This is a genomic window from Candidatus Accumulibacter phosphatis (assembly GCF_012939955.1).
In the GTDB taxonomy this organism is placed as follows: domain Bacteria; phylum Pseudomonadota; class Gammaproteobacteria; order Burkholderiales; family Rhodocyclaceae; genus Accumulibacter; species Accumulibacter delftensis.
On sequence record NZ_SPMY01000017.1, the window covers coordinates 131940 to 147801 of the forward strand.

Genomic DNA, 15862 nt, shown 5'->3' on the forward strand with positions numbered 1-15862 from the left:
TACTGGTTACCATTGGTTACCCGCTGTCGAGTCTCTGGTTTGTTGTTGCTTCGACCCCCGGGCGCCACTCTTGCCGCAACCGCACTTCCTAATTTTGGAGAGCCAATCATGAGTACAAAAGAACAGCAGATCGCCGAACTGGAAAAAGACTGGGCCGAGAACCCCCGCTGGAAAAGCATCAAGCGCGGCTATTCGGCGGCCGATGTCGTACGCCTGCGTGGTTCCTTCCCGATCGAATACACCGTTGCCCGTCGCGGCGCCGAAAAACTGTGGGACCTGGTCAACAACGAGCCCTTCGTCAACTGCCTCGGTGCGCTGACCGGTGGGCAGGCGATGCAGCAGGTCAAGGCGGGTGTCAAGGCGATCTATCTGTCGGGCTGGCAGGTTGCCGCCGACAACAACTCCTACGCGGCGATGTACCCCGACCAGTCCCTGTATCCCGTGGATTCAGTGCCGAAGGTCGTCGAGCGCATCAACAACTCTTTCCGTCGTGCCGACGAGATCCAGTGCTCGAAGGACCTGAACGCCGGTGACAAGGGCTACATCGACTACTTCGCGCCGATCGTTGCCGACGCCGAAGCCGGCTTTGGTGGCGTGCTGAACGCCTTTGAACTGATGAAGGCGATGATTCGCGCCGGCGCAGCCGGGGTGCACTGGGAAGACCAGTTGGCTTCGGTCAAGAAGTGCGGCCACATGGGTGGCAAAGTCCTCGTTCCGACGCAGGAAGCCGTACAGAAGCTGATCGCCGCGCGCTTTGCTGCCGACGTCTGCGGGGTGCCGACCCTGGTCATCGCTCGTACCGATGCCGAAGCAGCCGACCTGCTGACCTCCGACTGCGACGACAACGACAAGCCCTTCGTCACCGGTGAGCGTACTGCGGAAGGCTTCTACAAGACCAACAAAGGTCTCCAGCAGGCGATTTCCCGCGCCGTGGCCTACGCCGACTACGCCGACCTGGTGTGGTGCGAAACGGGTACGCCGGATCTCGAGTTCGCACGCCAGTTTGCCGAAGCCGTGCATGCCAAGCACCCAGGCAAGATGCTCGCCTACAACTGCTCGCCGTCGTTCAACTGGAAGAAGAACCTCGACGACGCGACGATTGCCAAGTTCCAGAAGGAACTCGGGGCGATGGGCTACAAGTACCAGTTCATCACTCTCGCCGGCATCCACAACATGTGGTACCACATGTTCGATCTGGCGCAGGACTACGTCAAACGCGGCATGACGGCCTACGTCGAAAAAAGTTCAGGAGCCGGAATTTGCGGCCCGCGATCGCGGCTACAGCTTCGTTTCGCACCAGCAGGAAGTCGGCACCGGCTACTTCGACGACGTCACCACCGTCATCCAGGGCGGCACCTCGTCGGTCACCGCGTTGACCGGTTCGACCGAAGAAGAGCAGTTCCACTGAGCGAGCAGTGAGTCGCCAAGAAGCCGCGCATCGCGCGGCTTTTTTTTGTGCTCAGCCGGCCTGACTGAACCCGGTTTCCACGCCTGCGCAGGCGCATGCCGTGCCTGTTGCGCACAGCCGTCGGAGCGGGAATGCGCGCGCACAACGCTTGTTGCACCCGTAGAACGCGGGCGCGCCTCGTCCGGAAAGCGCGTCGTTACAAACCGCCTTCCGTGATGAAGTAGGTGATCAACTGCCCTGTCGAGCGCTATCCTTGGCCATCAAGTAGCCGCCATGAGGACAGGCAAATGCCCCATCCCTACCCGCAACACGTGCACGCGTCGGCCGGCCCGCTGCTTGGCGCGGCGCTCGCCGATGGCGTCGCGCGTGCCGGCTGCTCTCCAGTCCGAAGATATTGCGGCACTGGGCGGCTGCGCGGCAGGCCTGGCTGCACGCATGCGCTTTGAGGTGCTCAAGCGTGATGCCGAAATCGGCTGCCTGCAAGCGGAAGCCAGAGGCGAGGACGACACCCTGGCGCGTTAGCGACGCGCTGTCGAACTGTGGCAGTTCGACGATGACTTTGCACGGCAGTAAACGCGCCAGCTCACACGCACGCAGACGAGTCCGCTGGCACCCATGATGGCTATCGCCGACATCGTCGAGGCATTGACGCCGATCGACCGTCCGTACAAGAAGCGGAAAACGCTCTCGGAAGCACTGGCGATCATGTCGCGCATGCAAGGCGAGCAACACATCGACCCCGACTTGTTTGCCCGGTTCTTGCGCTCGGGCGTCGATCTGGAATACGCCCGACGCTTCATGCAGGCGCAACAGCTTGACCTGGTCGACATTGATAGTCTCCTTGGCAACCCGCGAAACCCGCAACAGCCCTTCGAGCACAGCGCCTGAGCCACGACATCGCGCCCTGGTGCCTGGTGCGGCAACTACCGCGCAGCCCGCGCCCGACGACAGGCAACTGTCAGCTTTCTTTACAGCGGCCGCCGCCAGCTTAGTGGCGGCCGGATAAACAATACCGTAAGTCACTGATTAAATAAACGCGGCTTATTCTCAGGCATAGTCTTTGCTTATACTTAACGGGAAAGGCTAGCAAGCCTGCGCGTGAGGACGGTGAACTGCAACGACTTGTCGGCAACCGGATCTCCCCTGCTCGGCCGCAGCGAATGTCGCGCCAGGCCATTGACAGGACTAAGTTTTTATTTCATTGCACCAACAATCTGCCACTTCCCTGAGAAAGATTTGTGCAGGCGGAAAGTATCATTTGCTGGCATGCGCCAATCCGGTGAGTGACCTTCGACAATCCTCTTGCGGTTGACGCGCATTAACAGGCTTTCTAGAACGGTCGGGCCAAGCCGTTACCCATAGCCGGGAGGCGGCCATGGCATCTTCGGAAAAACAACCCTCACCAGCAGCTTTCGCGCTGCGCACTTGGATAGAGCCCATGAAAACTCTCACTTCCTCCCCTGCGAGCGATTCGGCGCAGCGCCTCGACCAATCGCTGCTGCCTTTTCCGAGCTACCTGGAGGACGATCGCGAGCACGGCCTGTCAGCCGACCAGGCGACGGCCGCAGCGTTCTACCACCCTCCTTCGCAGCCAGCCCCCCCCGCTGTCCACCCCCTGTCCCGTAAACACGTCCCCTGATCCGGTAATCCCCATGGCCACGAAAGTCTGTGTCAAGTGCAAGCAGGAAAAGCCGCTGCTCGAGTTTCACAAGAACTCGCGCAGTGCCGATGGCCTGCATTCCTATTGCAAGGAGTGCAACCGCGCGCAGGCGCTGGCGCACATCAGGGCCGAAAAAGCACGCAAGGCTTTGCTGCGAGCGGCCAAGAAAGCAGCCGGCAAGCCGCAATGAGCGAGCAGTGGCACAGACCTGCCTTGCGGCTAGGCACGTCTGTGCCCGCCGACTCTTGCCCTGACAACATGGCGCTTCGCCTGCGCGTCACCACAACAGGACGGCTATTGTCGTGAGCCCCCGCCCCCGAAACGCGTAACGCGTAACGCAGCGCTTTAATTGACCAACCCCCAGTACTGCGAATCGCCGAAAGTCGTCTTCAGGAGATCGATGAACAAGCGCACACGCAGCGGCAAATGCCGGCGTTGCGGAAATACCGCGTAAATGCCCACCGGGGGCGCCGCATAGTCGTCAAGCAAGGAAAGCAGCCGTCCGCACCGCAGGTCCTCGCCCACTTCCCAGACTGATCGCCAGGCCAGGCCCTTGCCGGCCAGCGCCCACTCGTGCAGGACCGCACCATCGTTACACTCGAATGCCCCCGACACCTTACGCTGCACGACTTCGCCGTTCGGTGTTTCGCGTAAGGCCCAGCCACGCTGCTGGTCAAGCGACAAGCAGTTATGCGCCGCCAGATCGGGCGGAACCAGAGGCTGCCCATGCCTGGCCAGATAGGCTGGACTGGCCACCACCACACGACGCATTTCACCGAGCTTGCTGCTGGCGAGACTCGAATCGGCCATTTCTCCGATGCGCACGGCACAGTCCACGCCCTCGTTCAGCAGGTCGACAACACGATCGCTGAGGTCGAGCCGGACGCTGACCTCGGGGTTCTCGGCCATGAACGCAGCCACCTGCGGCGCCACGTGCCGCCGCCCGAAACCCGCCGGCGCTGACACCTTGAGATGACCGCTGGCTCTTACGCCACCGAGCGAAACCGCCGCCTCGGCGTTGCCCAACTCATTGAGGATTCGCTGGCAGTCTTCAAGGAAAGCCTGTCCCTCGAAGCTCAAGGAAAGCTTGCGCGTCGTGCGCAGCAGCAACTTGACACCGAGGCGCGCCTCGAGCGCGTCGAGACGGCGCCCGATCACGGCGGGGGTAACGGTTTCCACCCTGGCGGCCGCCGAGAGACTGCCGCGTGTCGCCGATTCGACGAAGGCACGAAGTTGCTTGAGATGATCCATGAGCCCGATTACATACCAGAGGTAAAAAATCATTTGATTCTAATCGACCTTCTCTTTCAATGTCGCGTCGAATAGAATTTGCGGGCTGCATCATAAACCTTTCACAGGAGCCACCACATGAGCCTCAATCTGCCCGCCGGAATGGAAATCAACGCCCCCATCAAGCCCGCTTACGAAACCATTCTGACAACCGATGCGCTGGCTCTGGTCGCCAAACTGCACCGTGCTTTCGAAGGCGTCCGCCAGGAATTGTTGCAGGCGCGCATCGACCGCCAGGCGGCTATCGACGCTGGCGAGGTACCCGACTTCCTGCCTGAAACTCGAAATATTCGCGAAGGTGACTGGAGCGTTTCCCCGCTGCCCAAGGCCCTCGAACGCCGCCACAGCGAAATCACCGGGCCGGTCGAAGCGAAGATGGTGATCAACGCCTTCAACTCGGGCGCCGACTCGTACATGGCCGACTTCGAGGATTCGAACAGCCCGAAGTGGGACAACCAGATTCAAGGCCAGGTCAATCTCTACAAGGCCATTCGGCACGAGTTGTCGTTCGTCAACGAAGCAGGCAAAGAGTACCGGCTCAACGACAAGGTCGCCACGCTGCAGATTCGCCCGCGCGGCTGGCACCTGGACGAGAAGCACGTGACTGTCGATGGCCGCCGCGTTTCCGGCGGCATCTTCGATTTCGCGCTGGTCTTTTTCCACAATGCCAGGGAACAGATCGCACGCGGCGCCGGCCCCTTCTACTATCTGCCAAAAATGGAATCGCACCTCGAAGCACGACTGTGGAATGACATCTTCGTCATGGCCCAGGAGCACATCGGCCTGCCACGCGGCACGATCAAGGCAACCGTGCTGGTGGAAACCATTCTGGCCACCTTCGAGATGGAAGAAATCCTCTACGAACTCCGTGAGCACTCCGCCGGACTCAACGCCGGCCGCTGGGACTACATTTTTTCCTGCATCAAGAAGTTCAAGAAAGACCCGGACTTCTGCCTCGCCAACCGTGCCGCGATCACCATGGAAGTTCCGTTCATGCGCAGCTATGCGCTGCAACTGGTGAAAATCTGTCACTCGCGCGGGGCGCCGGCGATGGGCGGCATGAGTGCTCTGATCCCGATCAAGAACGATCCCGAGGCCAATGAAAAAGCACTGGCCGGCATCCGCCACGACAAGGCCCGCGACGCCAAGGACGGCTTCGACGGCGGCTGGGTCGCCCACCCGGGTCTGGTCTCGATCGCTGCCGAGGAGTTTCAGAAAGTCCTCGGTGATCGCCCGAACCAGTGGGAAAAGCAGCGTCACGAGGTGTTCACCGCCGCTGACTTCCTTGACTTCCAACCCTCGCAACCAATTACCGAAGCGGGCGTGCGCAACAACATCAACGTCGGCATTCACTACCTCGGCAGCTGGCTCGCGGGCAACGGCTGCGTGCCGATCCATAACCTGATGGAAGACGCAGCAACCGCCGAAATCTCGCGCTCGCAGGTCTGGCAGTGGGTAGTTTCCCCGAAAGGCGTTCTCGATGATGGCCGCAAGGTCACCGCGGCGATGGTGCGCGGCATGATCGCCGAGGAGCTGGCGAAAGTGAAGGCAGCAGTCAGCCAACAGGGCGAAGACACCTCCACCTACGAGCAGGCAGCGGTGATCTTCGACAAGATGTCGCTGAGCGCCGAGTACCCCGAGTTTCTGACGCTTCCACTGTACGAAGCGATGGACTGAGACCGAAAAGAGCAGGTCCAGGAAACGGCGCCGTGCTTCACGGCGCCGTTTTCCGTCTTTCACTTGCCATCCTGTACCGGCGGTCTGCCAGCGCAAAGCGGCGACGTGAGAAAACTCCCGACCATCTCCCCTGAATCCGCGTGGGCGGGAGTCAATACGGCTGGGCAGGTGTGAGACAATCAGCAAGTTCTACGCACTCAAGCGCATCACCCTCGCCTCGCGCCACCACTATCCGAAGCTCGCCGCACGCGGATGGGCGGCAGGCGCAAGCTGCAACAAGGATAGACACACCAATGCTCGACCTCGCCTCACCCACCTTCTGGATCGCCGTCCTCCAGATTATCGCCATCGACATCCTGCTCGGTGGCGACAACGCCGTGGTCATTGCTCTGGCATGCCGCAAGCTACCCGAAGCACAGCGCAACAAGGGAATCTTCTGGGGTGTCGTCGGAGCGATAGGGCTGCGCGTTGTCCTGATCTATTTCGCCCTGCAACTCCTCGCCGTTCCTTACCTCAAGATCGTCGGTGGATTGCTGCTGTTCTGGATCGGCATCAAACTGGTGATCCCGGAAGACGAAGATGAGCATAGCAACATCGCCACCAGCGCGACATTGGCCGGCGCGATCAAGACGATCATCATCGCCGACGCCGTCATGAGCGTCGACAACGTCATCGCCGTCGCCGCGGCCGCGCATGGATCGATCGTTCTCGTGGTTTTCGGTATTGCGGTATCGATCCCGATCGTTGTCTGGGGCAGCAAACTGGTTTTGCTGCTGATGGATCGCTACCCGGTGGTGATCACCGCCGGCGGCGGACTGCTGGGCTGGATCGGCGGCGGCATGCTGCTCACCGACCCGACGGTCCCGGCAAGCTGGCGTGAGATCCTTCCCTACAGCACTTACCTGGCTTCAGCGGTCGGCGCCTTGATGGTGGTCGCGGTTGGAAAGCTGTTGGCCAGCCGACAGCATGAACGACATCCGAGCAACGAGCTTGCCGCGCCGAACAGCGAAGAACTCATGGAAGGAAAACGGAAGTGAAAGCACATTGGCTGCTTCCCGTCGACGGCTCAGCGCCTAGTCTGCGTGCCGTCGAGCATGTCGTGCAGCAAGCGCCATCCTGCACCGTGCCGCCGACCATCAGTCTGGTGAACGTGCAGGCAGCGCTGCCATCGGACGTTACTCGTTTTGTCAGCAAGAACAACATCGAAGACTACCACCGGGAATCCGGTGAGACGGCGCTGGCCGAGGCCAGCACCAGACTCGCGGCGGCAGGCCTCGCCTACTCGAAGCACATTCTGATCGGCGAGGCTGCGCACGCAATCGCCGATTACGCCACGGAGCACGGCGGCACGCTGATCGTCATGGGCTCACGTGGCCTCGGCTCGGTGGCCGGCATCCTGCTGGGCTCGGTCACTACGCGCGTCATTCATCTGACCGAACTGCCGGTGCTGGTCATCAAGTAATCCGCAGGCAGCCCCGCCCGACGGGGATTTTATCGGCAGACCAGCCCGCTGCGGACGGGTAATTTACCGGTGAGGTCGGTCCGCGGTCTGCGCGCCGCGATGGCCACCACTTACAAGACGTAGCGCGACAGATCCTCGTTTTTCGCCAGTTCAGCGAGACGAGCGTCAACGTAGGTGGCGTCGATGGCCACTTTTTCGAAACGACCCTCGCTGGCAGAAAACGACACCTCTTCGAGCAAGCGCTCCATGACCGTATGTAGCCGGCGGGCGCCAATGTTTTCGGTTCGCTCATTGACCGACCAGGCGATCTCCGCCAGCCGCCTGACGCCCTCTTCCGAAAAATCCAGGGTTACGCCTTCGGTGGTCAACAGCGCCTCGTATTGCTTGGTCAGACAGGCATCGGTCTGGGTCAGAATGCACTCGAAGTCAGCCACCGACAGCGAATCGAGTTCGACACGAATCGGAAAGCGACCCTGCAACTCGGGAATCAGGTCCGAAGGCTTGGCGAGGTGAAAAGCGCCGCTGGCGATGAACAGCACATGATCGGTGCGAATCATCCCGTACTTGGTCGATACCGTCGTGCCTTCGACCAGAGGCAGCAAGTCGCGCTGCACTCCCTGGCGCGAGACGTCGATGCCGTGGGTGTCACTACGCGAGGCGATCTTGTCGATTTCATCAAGAAAGACGATGCCGTTCTGCTCGACGTTGCCGACCGCCGTCAGCTTGACATCCTCGTCGTTGACCAGTTTCGCCGCTTCCTCTTCGATCAACAGCCGGCGCGCCTCGGATATCTTCAGTTTGCGTGACTTCTTGCGACCACTACCCATGTTTTGGAACATACCCTGGATTTGCGAGGTCAGTTCCTCCATCCCTGGTGGCGCGAAAATCTCGGCCTGCATCGACGGGGCGGCGACCTCGATTTCAATTTCCTTGTCGTCGAGTTCCCCTTCGCGCAGCTTCTTGCGAAATTTCTGCCGGGTCGTGCTCTCCTCGGACGCCTGCGTGTCGTTGAAGTAGGTCGCCCGCGCGGACGGTAGCAAAGCGTCGAGGACGCGCTCTTCGGCGGCGTCCTGGGCGCGCTCGCGGACGCTCGTGATCGCCTGCTCACGAACGTTCTTGATGGCAACCTCGACCAGGTCGCGAATGATCGTCTCGACGTCGCGGCCGACGTAGCCGACCTCAGTGAACTTGCTCGCCTCGACCTTGATGAACGGGGCGTTCGCCAAACGTGCCAGGCGACGTGCGATTTCGGTCTTGCCGACGCCGGTGGGACCAATCATCAGAATGTTCTTGGGGGTGATCTCCTGGCGCAGCGGCTCGGCAACCTGCGCCCGCCGCCAGCGGTTGCGCAGGGCAATGGCCACAGCCTTCTTGGCCTTGCCCTGACCGACGATGTGCTTATCGAGTTCGTGAACGATTTCCTGCGGAGTCATGGACGACATGTTTATTCCAGCACCTCGATGGTGAAGTTCTGATTGGTGTAGATACACAGCTCGCTGGCGATCTGTAGCGACTTGCGGACCACTTCGGCTGGATCAAGGTCGCTGTTCTCGAGCAGCGCCCGTGCCGCCGAATGCGCAAAAGCCCCGCCTGAGCCGATGGCCACGATACCGTATTCTGGCTCGACGACATCGCCATTGCCGGTAATGATCAGCGAATTCTCCCGGTCGGCCACGGCGAGCATCGCCTCGAGCCGCCGCAGTGCCCGATCGCTGCGCCAGTCCTTGGCCAGTTCAACCGCCGAGCGCATGAGATTTCCCTGATGCTTGTCGAGCTTCGCTTCAAAGCGTTCGAAAAGGGTAAAAGCATCGGCAGTGCCGCCCGCAAAGCCGGCAAGGATCTGGCCCTGATGAATACGGCGAACTTTCCGCGCACTGGCTTTGATCACCAGGTTGCCGAGCGTCACCTGCCCGTCGCCGCCCATGGCCACAGCCTTGCCGCGGCGAACCGACAGAATCGTCGTCCCGTGGTATTGATCCATCCAGAACTCCCGTGGTTTGTACTTCGTGAGTCGCGTAGGCGACGTTCACCTTAATTCCTGGCTAATTCGATTTCTGCCACGCCGCGCAAGCCGACGACCCGGAACAATTCGGCAAGCAGGTAGTTGGGGTGACGGACAATGATCTGTCGACCCGAGCGTTTCACCGAGGTCAGAATATTGAGCAAGGCCCCCGCACTGAGGAAGTCCATGCGCGTCACCGTCGAACAGTCAATCAATACGGGATCGTTGGCGCCGGCGTATGCTTGCAGGTCGCCGAAACGGGCCCCCTTGATTTCGCCTTTGATAACGTAGGCCTCGGTTAGCAGCTGGTCGGCCGCCGCCAGCTCCAGCGGCGCAGGCTCGCTATCCGCCACGCGATCAAACTCCCAGGACGGCGGCGAGATTTCAAAGGTTACCGCATAGTTGATCGCCATTTCCTCGAAGACCTCCAGTTGCCCGCGCAACTGGCAGAGTTCGAGTTTCAGCAACCAGCATGGCCGGTCTTCGGGGCGACCGGCAGCGATCTGGCCGTCGAGCAGAGCACCGAGGCCATCGCGGCCCAGGAGATCGATCTCGGCCCTGCCCCGACGGGCTTGCTGCAACAGCGCCAGAAGCCGTTCACAACCGCCAGCATCGAGTTTGCGCAGCTTCGACAAGTCGAGGCGAAGATGCGCATTCTTCTTGAGTGCCAGGCGAACCGCGTCAAACCCGGCATCATTATCAGCGAGCAATTCACCCTTGAAGAGTGCCGTTCCGACCACTTTCCCGAGCACCTGTGCGCTGACGACGACCTCGCGCCAGAGCGAAGGCGATTTCTCGAAGGCTTGTGCGTACTCGATCCCCAGCGCGTCGAACGCAGCTTTCTGGCCGGTCAAGCGCAGCAGATCAAAGAGCATCAGCCACAAGCGCTCACCTGGGCCAGAGCGCCACTCGCGGATCGCCTTCTCCAACAAGGAGCGAGCCGCAGCGTCCTGTCCATTGGAATACAGCATCGCCGCCTCTTCGGCTTCGGCGTCGAGCGGATCAAGTTCTGCTTCGACCTGAAACTCGGCGGCAATTTCGCTGAACACAAACTCGCTGAGATCCAGCGCTGGCCCTTCGCGGGTAGTCGCCGGAGTGGCAAAGGGGACGTCCGAGCGGGCGAGGCCCACCGGTGCAGCGGCCGGTTTCGGCTTTTCTTTGGACGACGCAGCAGAAGCAGTGCCCCGATCGTCTGCTGACGGAGGCACGGCGGCTGACCGGACAGGCATTTTCTTTTCCGGCGGCGACTTCTTGAAAAACGAAAAGACCATGGCGAGAGGGCGTGCGGGTGATTTTGCTAACGAATCACCTTTTAACACATCGTTCAGCACACTGCAATTTGTACCCCGACTGCGGATGCAAATCCTCGGCATTTGCTGGCCGGTGCCAATACCGCGCCCCGTCAGCAGGCCCGTCCATGCGGCAGAAAACTCGCCTGCCGTGGCGCATGACGAGCGCTCTGGCGACGAGTGATGTACTGGCGCATGTCAGTCGCCAGCACTCCCGGCGACGGCCCCGCAAAACATGGCAAAAGCTTTTTCGACGATGTCGCGGGCCAAGGCGCGAACGATGAATACCAGACGACTGCCATGGTCTTCGTCTGGCCACTCCGGCAATGCCGATTCCGGATAGCGGATATGCTGTACGCAATGGACGACACGCGGCGCCGCTTCACCCTCGACCTTGATCAAACCCTTGACGCGCAGAATGCGATCGCCACAGGTGGCGAGCAGCACGTCGATCGCTTCGGCAAATTCCGGCCACGCGAAAGGCTGCTCGAAACGTAGCACGAAAGCATGCACCAGGGCATCGTGACGATTGGCATCATGGCCGTGCTGCCCCGGCCGCTCGGCATTTGCGGCCGCCACTTTCTCCTCAGCCAGCCAACGGCGAACATCGACGCTCCGCGTCACCGGGTCGTAGAGGCCGCAACCGATCAGCTGAGCGGCGTCAATGCTCCCCCTACGGACCTCGATTTGCGTCGCGCCAGGATTGGCGCGCGTCAGCCGGCGAGCGACGCGGGCAATCTCCTCGGGCGTCGCCAGATCGCATTTGGTGAGCAGCAGGCGGTCGGCCATGGCCACCTGGCGGACGGCCTCGAAATGGCGCCCGAGCTGGCGATCAGCGTGCGTCACGTCAACCACCGTGAGCACCCCGTCGATGCGAAAGCGCTCGGCGATGAAGAAGTCCTCAAGCAAGGTGTACAGCACCGGCGCCGGATCGGCGAGCCCCGTGGTTTCAATCAGCACTCGCGAGAAAACAGGGATCTCGCGGCGCAAGCGGCGCATGAACAGGTCACGCAGGCTACGCGCAAGTTCCCCACGAACGCTGCAGCAAAGACAGCCGGAGGCGAGAACAACGAGATTGTCGTCGACCTTTTCGACCAGAAAATGATCAACCGCGACTTCGCCGAACTCGTTGATCATTACCGCCGCATCGGCAAGCGCCGGCTGCTGCAGCAAATGGTTGAGCAGCGTCGTCTTGCCGGCGCCGAGGAAACCGGTCAGCAGGGTCACCGGAATCGCCCGCTGCGGGTCTAGTCGTGGCATCGCGATCGTCCCTGCGCGTTAATGCGAAAGTCGCGCAAGCGACTCACAAACCTCCCTTCTCCCTCGCGGGAGAAGGGTCGGGAAAGAGGGGATAACGGTCATGACTTTCATGATCTGGGCTGTCTCGATGGTCATGACCGTTAGCGCGGCGCGCAAACCTCGTCCGGCGGATGAACAAGGCGACGCGTTCAGCGTCCACAGACGCTTCCCGCCCGCGCTTCGAGAAAGTTGTGCGGGTCATCATGGCTGCGAATTGTGAATTAAGAGCGCAGAGGCGCTTCTCTGTCAAGCATCATGTCAAGCGGAGAAAGCGGCGCACGACACAGAAAAGCGTAAGGTTTGCCCCCCCACATACGACCATTTCGCAAACCCCAGCCAGGAGAAGACGATGCCTTCCGCCCACCGATGCTCACCAGTAGCCGCTGCCTTGAGCGTGCTCTGCCTGGCGCTTTCGCCGCTGGCACAAGCGGCGAGCTGCGCGAAACAGAGTCCCGCACACCGCGTCGCGCTAATCGAGCTGTATACCTCCGAGGGTTGCAGTAGTTGCCCACCCGCAGACCAGTGGCTAGGCCAACTGTCGCAGGGCTTTTCCGCCGACCAGGTGGTCGCCCTGGCCCTACACGTTGACTACTGGGACTACATTGCTGGCAGGATCCCTTCGCCCAGCCTGCCTTCGCCGAACGCCAACGCTGGCTGACGCGCCTGGCGAGGTCAAGCACCGTCTACACGCCCGAGGTGTTTACGGGCATGAAAGAACTGCGCAAATGGCACACGGCGACCAACTTCGCCGAGCGCATCGAGAAGATCAACCGACGACCAGCCGCTGCCGACATCGCTCTGCAGATGCGCTCGGCGGGCGATAACGCCGTCGATCTCGAAGCGCGCTTCACGCTCAGGGAAGGCGAGCGCGCGGTGCAAGCCGCCGAGGCCTTCGTGATCATCTACGAGAACCAGCTGCGCAGCGAGATTCGTGCCGGCGAGAATCGCGGCGTCAATTTGCAACACGAACGAGTGGTGCGCTTCTGGTCGACAGCCTTGCCGCTGAGCAAGGCCGATGGCACTGCGCTCTGGCAGCAAACACTGAAAATCCCGGCCGACTGGCAGCTCAAGCAGCTCGGCGTTGCTGCCTTCGTACAGGATGCGCAGGCTGGCGAGGTATTACAAGCAGTAGCGCTACCTGGCTGCCTGCAGCCGGCGACCGCTACAGCAAGCTGATCTTTCTATGGAGAACACAATGGATCGTCGTCAATCACTGAAATGGCTGGGCGGCTTGGGCGCCTTTCTTCTGCCCGTTGCTGCTTCCGGCCCGAGCTGGGCAGGCGCCCAAGCCACGCCCGGCAGCCCACTGTCGAAGCCGAAAGCCGAATGGGCCGACCTGCTGCCAGCAGCGTCCTATCGCGTTCTTTTCGAGGAGGACACGGAACGTGCCGGCAGCAGCCCACTGAACCAGGAAAAGCGTGACGGAACCTTTATCTGCGCCGCCTGCTACCTGCCCTTGTTCGACAGCTCGACGAAGTACGAGAGCGGTACCGGCTGGCCGAGTTTCTGGCAGCACCTGCCAGGGGCAGTGGCCACCAAGACCGACTTCAAGATCTTCTATCCGCGTACCGAGTACCACTGCGCGCGCTGCGGCGGGCACCAGGGGCACATTTTCAACGACGGCCCCAAACCGACGGGCAAGCGCTTCTGCAACAATGGTGTCGCACTGCAATTCGTTGCGCGTTCCGAGAAGCTGCCGGAGTTACGGACATGAGCCGGCGAGCACTGGCGACGGCGCTGTCCTTGCTGGTCATTGGTGCTGCAGCGGGCGCTGCGTCGGCCGCGGACCAGGCTGCCGACAAGACGGCCGCGCCGAGCACGGCCACGCCACAGACGGCAATCTTTGCCGGCGGTTGCTTCTGGTGTATCGAAGCCGATTTCGAAAAGTTGCCCGGCGTAATTTCCGTCGAATCCGGCTACACCGCCGGCCAGACAGTCAACCCGACCTACGCGCAGGTGAGTGCCGGAGGCACCGGGCATACCGAAGCCGTCCGCGTGCACTACGACGCGCAAAAAGTCAGCTATCCACAGCTAGTGGAATACTTCTGGCGGCATATCGATCCGACGGTCAAAGACCGCCAGTTCTGCGACGTCGGCAGCCAGTACCGCAGCGGCATCTACTGGCAGGACGATAGCGAACGCAAGGCCGTCGAAAGCAGCCGCGATGCGCTGCTCAAGAGCGGCAAATTCACGCGCATCGAAACCGAGCTGCAGCCAGCGTCGGCCTTCTACCTGGCCGAGGCCTACCACCAGGACTACTACAAGAAGAACCCCATCCGCTACTCCTACTACCGTAGCGGTTGCGGCCGCGATCAACGGGTGGAGAACCTGTGGGGTAGTCGCTAGCCACAGTAGCCGAGGCAGGGTCGCTGCCCCAGCATCCTCAATCCACCTGGCAGAGCAGGCCTTTGAGGTATTCACCCTCGCTGAAATGCAGGGCCACCGGGTGATCCGGCGGTGCCGACAGGCGGCGCAGAATACGGGCATCGCAGCCGGCAGAGACCGCGGCATCGGCGACGATCTGCTGGAAGTGCTCGCTACGAATACCGCCCGAGCAGGAATAGGTCATCAGCAATCCCCCCGGATTGAGCAGGCGAAAACCGAAGACGTTGATATCCCGATAGGCACGCGCAGCCGCTTCGGCGTGCGCGGCCGATGGCGCGAACTTGGGCGGATCGAGAATGATCAGGTCGAAGCCCTGGCCATCGCTTTTCAGCGCCCGCAGGGCCTCGAAGACATCGTCCTCGCGCCACGCGGCACGGCCCGCATCGAGTTGCGGGTTGAGCGCCAGGTTGTCGGCGGCCATCGCCAGCGCCGGTGCCGAGGAATCGATGGAAAGCACGCTTGCTGCGCCACCGGCCAGCGCCTGCAGGGAAAATGCGCCGGTATAACAGAAGCAGTTGAGTACCGAGCGCCCGGCAGAAAGTTGGCGGGTCAAGAGGCGATTGTCGCGCTGATCGAGATAGAAACCCGTCTTGTGACCGGTGACGACGTCAACCTTGATACGCACCCCGTTTTCGACAATCAGCAACGCCTCTTCCGTCGCTTCGCCGAGCAGCCAGCCGCTCACTGGTTCCAGCCCTTCGAGCCGACGCACATTGGAGTCGGATCGTTCGTAGATGCGCGCGCAGCCCGTCGCGCGCTGCAAGGCGCCAGCGATCGCCGATCGCCACTTGTCCGGGCCGGCAGCCGTCAGCTGCACGACGACCGTGTCGCCATAGCAATCGGCGATCAGGCCCGGCAGACCGTCGGATTCGCCATGAATCAGGCGCATGCCCCCCTCGCCGGACAGTTCCGGCATCAGCCGGCGACGCTCGACGGCGGCCAGAATGCGGCGCTTGAAGAAAGCATCGTCAATGATTTCGTCGGGATCGAAACTCCACACCCTGGCGCGAATCTTCGATTCCGGACTCCAGGCAGCCTTCGCCAGCGGCCGCCCGTTGGCGGCAACGACATCCACGGTATCGCCCGGGCGGGCGCGACCCCGCAAGCGGTCGACCGAAGCGGCAAAGATCCACGGATGGCGGCGGGCAAGCGAACGATCCTTGCCGGAAAGAAGAACGAGTTGGGCCATGCTGAGTATCCGGCACCCGGTGCGATGCCCGAGCGACAATGAGGTAAGAGCGGCGCAGTGTATACCAGCTACACCAGCTGCAGCAGAAACGCCCATCCGCCGCGCGTAGCGTGGCCACGGTCGCTGCCCTTGCCAGCTGGCCAACTAGTGCTGCTTGGCGGGGCTCTTTTTGAGCGTCATCAACGAAAGCCCCGGCCCGCA

16 protein-coding genes and 2 pseudogenes are annotated in these 15862 nt (G+C 61.6%); 12 read left to right on the forward strand and 6 right to left on the reverse strand.

Annotation, left to right across the window (positions count from 1 at the left end):
* Positions 1 to 108 precede the first annotated feature (108 nt).
* The 5 genes and pseudogenes from aceA (at position 109) to E4Q23_RS06345 (ending at position 3258) form a co-directional block, all read left to right on the forward strand.
* Positions 109 to 1408: pseudogene (aceA, locus tag E4Q23_RS06325) on the forward strand (isocitrate lyase).
* 366 nt (positions 1409 to 1774) lie between these two features.
* A complete protein-coding gene (locus tag E4Q23_RS06330; RefSeq protein ID WP_169065838.1) occupies positions 1775 to 1930 on the forward strand; it encodes a hypothetical protein in 156 nt (51 codons plus the stop codon).
* 60 nt (positions 1931 to 1990) lie between these two features.
* Positions 1991 to 2296, forward strand: a pseudogene (locus tag E4Q23_RS06335) (HD domain-containing phosphohydrolase); the annotation flags it as partial.
* A gap of 550 nt (positions 2297 to 2846) precedes the next feature.
* Positions 2847 to 3047 carry a hypothetical protein gene (locus E4Q23_RS06340; RefSeq protein ID WP_169065839.1) on the forward strand — a complete coding sequence of 67 codons (201 nt, stop codon included), beginning with the start codon at positions 2847 to 2849 and terminating at the stop codon, positions 3045 to 3047.
* Between the two features lie 13 nt (positions 3048 to 3060).
* Entirely contained in the window at positions 3061 to 3258 is a 198-nt protein-coding gene (locus tag E4Q23_RS06345; RefSeq protein ID WP_169065738.1) for a hypothetical protein, read from the forward strand.
* Between the two features lie 155 nt (positions 3259 to 3413).
* Here the strand turns inward: E4Q23_RS06345 and E4Q23_RS06350 are convergent, their stop codons facing one another.
* A complete protein-coding gene (locus E4Q23_RS06350; protein ID WP_169065886.1) occupies positions 3414 to 4319 on the reverse strand; it encodes a LysR family transcriptional regulator in 906 nt (301 codons plus the stop codon).
* A 117-nt stretch (positions 4320 to 4436) separates the two neighbouring features.
* Here E4Q23_RS06350 and aceB point away from each other — a divergent pair, with 117 nt between their 5' ends.
* The 3 genes from aceB (at position 4437) to E4Q23_RS06365 (ending at position 7497) form a co-directional block, all read left to right on the forward strand.
* Entirely contained in the window at positions 4437 to 6035 is a 1599-nt protein-coding gene (aceB, locus tag E4Q23_RS06355; protein WP_169065840.1) for a malate synthase A, read from the forward strand.
* 293 nt (positions 6036 to 6328) lie between these two features.
* Positions 6329 to 7072: a TerC family protein gene (locus E4Q23_RS06360; RefSeq protein ID WP_169065841.1), complete on the forward strand. Its 744-nt coding sequence runs from the start codon at positions 6329 to 6331 to the stop codon at positions 7070 to 7072.
* Positions 7069 to 7497 (forward strand): universal stress protein, encoded by a 429-nt coding sequence (locus E4Q23_RS06365; protein ID WP_169065842.1) that lies wholly within the window; start codon positions 7069 to 7071, stop codon positions 7495 to 7497. The genes E4Q23_RS06360 and E4Q23_RS06365 overlap by 4 nt, the downstream gene beginning before the upstream one ends.
* A gap of 110 nt (positions 7498 to 7607) precedes the next feature.
* On the opposite strand, the gene hslU is transcribed toward E4Q23_RS06365, so the two are convergent.
* The 4 genes from hslU to E4Q23_RS06385 form a co-directional block, all read right to left on the reverse strand.
* On the reverse strand, positions 7608 to 8939 hold the full coding sequence (gene hslU / locus E4Q23_RS06370) for an ATP-dependent protease ATPase subunit HslU (RefSeq protein WP_169065843.1): 1332 nt from the start codon (positions 8937 to 8939) through the stop codon (positions 7608 to 7610).
* 2 nt (positions 8940 to 8941) lie between these two features.
* Positions 8942 to 9478 carry an ATP-dependent protease subunit HslV gene (hslV, locus tag E4Q23_RS06375; RefSeq protein WP_169065844.1) on the reverse strand — a complete coding sequence of 179 codons (537 nt, stop codon included), beginning with the start codon at positions 9476 to 9478 and terminating at the stop codon, positions 8942 to 8944.
* A gap of 50 nt (positions 9479 to 9528) precedes the next feature.
* A complete protein-coding gene (locus E4Q23_RS06380) occupies positions 9529 to 10728 on the reverse strand; it encodes an STAS domain-containing protein (RefSeq protein WP_169065845.1) in 1200 nt (399 codons plus the stop codon).
* A gap of 258 nt (positions 10729 to 10986) precedes the next feature.
* The gene (locus E4Q23_RS06385; protein ID WP_169065846.1) at positions 10987 to 12048 is read right to left on the reverse strand and encodes a CobW family GTP-binding protein; all 1062 of its coding nucleotides are present in this window, start codon (positions 12046 to 12048) and stop codon (positions 10987 to 10989) included.
* Between the two features lie 388 nt (positions 12049 to 12436).
* Here E4Q23_RS06385 and E4Q23_RS24500 point away from each other — a divergent pair, with 388 nt between their 5' ends.
* Genes E4Q23_RS24500 through msrA form a run of 4 tightly spaced genes read left to right on the forward strand, consistent with a single transcriptional unit; the run spans position 12437 to position 14433 of the window.
* A complete protein-coding gene (locus tag E4Q23_RS24500; RefSeq protein ID WP_169065848.1) occupies positions 12437 to 12745 on the forward strand; it encodes a DUF1223 domain-containing protein in 309 nt (102 codons plus the stop codon).
* A 5-nt stretch (positions 12746 to 12750) separates the two neighbouring features.
* On the forward strand, positions 12751 to 13263 hold the full coding sequence (locus E4Q23_RS24505) for a DUF1223 domain-containing protein (RefSeq protein WP_272873642.1): 513 nt from the start codon (positions 12751 to 12753) through the stop codon (positions 13261 to 13263).
* Between the two features lie 19 nt (positions 13264 to 13282).
* Positions 13283 to 13801: a peptide-methionine (R)-S-oxide reductase MsrB gene (gene msrB / locus E4Q23_RS06405; RefSeq protein WP_169065849.1), complete on the forward strand. Its 519-nt coding sequence runs from the start codon at positions 13283 to 13285 to the stop codon at positions 13799 to 13801.
* Positions 13798 to 14433, forward strand: a complete 636-nt coding sequence (gene msrA, locus E4Q23_RS06410) for a peptide-methionine (S)-S-oxide reductase MsrA (protein WP_169065850.1) — start codon at positions 13798 to 13800, stop codon at positions 14431 to 14433. The genes msrB and msrA overlap by 4 nt, the downstream gene beginning before the upstream one ends.
* 37 nt (positions 14434 to 14470) lie before the next feature.
* On the opposite strand, the gene E4Q23_RS06415 is transcribed toward msrA, so the two are convergent.
* Positions 14471 to 15661: a class I SAM-dependent rRNA methyltransferase gene (locus E4Q23_RS06415; protein WP_169065851.1), complete on the reverse strand. Its 1191-nt coding sequence runs from the start codon at positions 15659 to 15661 to the stop codon at positions 14471 to 14473.
* Positions 15662 to 15862: the final 201 nt, after the last annotated feature.

Bases quoted from the DNA above. Each gene is read 5' to 3' on its own strand.
- E4Q23_RS06340 (WP_169065839.1), top strand. From the start codon at position 2,847: ATGAAAACTCTCACTTCCTCCCCTGCGAGCGATTCGGCGCAGCGCCTC.
- E4Q23_RS06345 (WP_169065738.1), top strand. From the start codon at position 3,061: ATGGCCACGAAAGTCTGTGTCAAGTGCAAGCAGGAAAAGCCGCTGCTC.
- E4Q23_RS06350 (WP_169065886.1), bottom strand. From the start codon at position 4,319: ATGGATCATCTCAAGCAACTTCGTGCCTTCGTCGAATCGGCGACACGC.
- aceB (WP_169065840.1), top strand. From the start codon at position 4,437: ATGAGCCTCAATCTGCCCGCCGGAATGGAAATCAACGCCCCCATCAAG.
- E4Q23_RS06360 (WP_169065841.1), top strand. From the start codon at position 6,329: ATGCTCGACCTCGCCTCACCCACCTTCTGGATCGCCGTCCTCCAGATT.
- hslU (WP_169065843.1), bottom strand. From the start codon at position 8,939: ATGTCGTCCATGACTCCGCAGGAAATCGTTCACGAACTCGATAAGCAC.
- hslV (WP_169065844.1), bottom strand. From the start codon at position 9,478: ATGGATCAATACCACGGGACGACGATTCTGTCGGTTCGCCGCGGCAAG.
- E4Q23_RS06380 (WP_169065845.1), bottom strand. From the start codon at position 10,728: ATGCCTGTCCGGTCAGCCGCCGTGCCTCCGTCAGCAGACGATCGGGGC.
- E4Q23_RS06385 (WP_169065846.1), bottom strand. From the start codon at position 12,048: ATGCCACGACTAGACCCGCAGCGGGCGATTCCGGTGACCCTGCTGACC.
- E4Q23_RS24500 (WP_169065848.1), top strand. From the start codon at position 12,437: ATGCCTTCCGCCCACCGATGCTCACCAGTAGCCGCTGCCTTGAGCGTG.
- msrB (WP_169065849.1), top strand. From the start codon at position 13,283: ATGGATCGTCGTCAATCACTGAAATGGCTGGGCGGCTTGGGCGCCTTT.
- msrA (WP_169065850.1), top strand. From the start codon at position 13,798: ATGAGCCGGCGAGCACTGGCGACGGCGCTGTCCTTGCTGGTCATTGGT.
- E4Q23_RS06415 (WP_169065851.1), bottom strand. From the start codon at position 15,661: ATGGCCCAACTCGTTCTTCTTTCCGGCAAGGATCGTTCGCTTGCCCGC.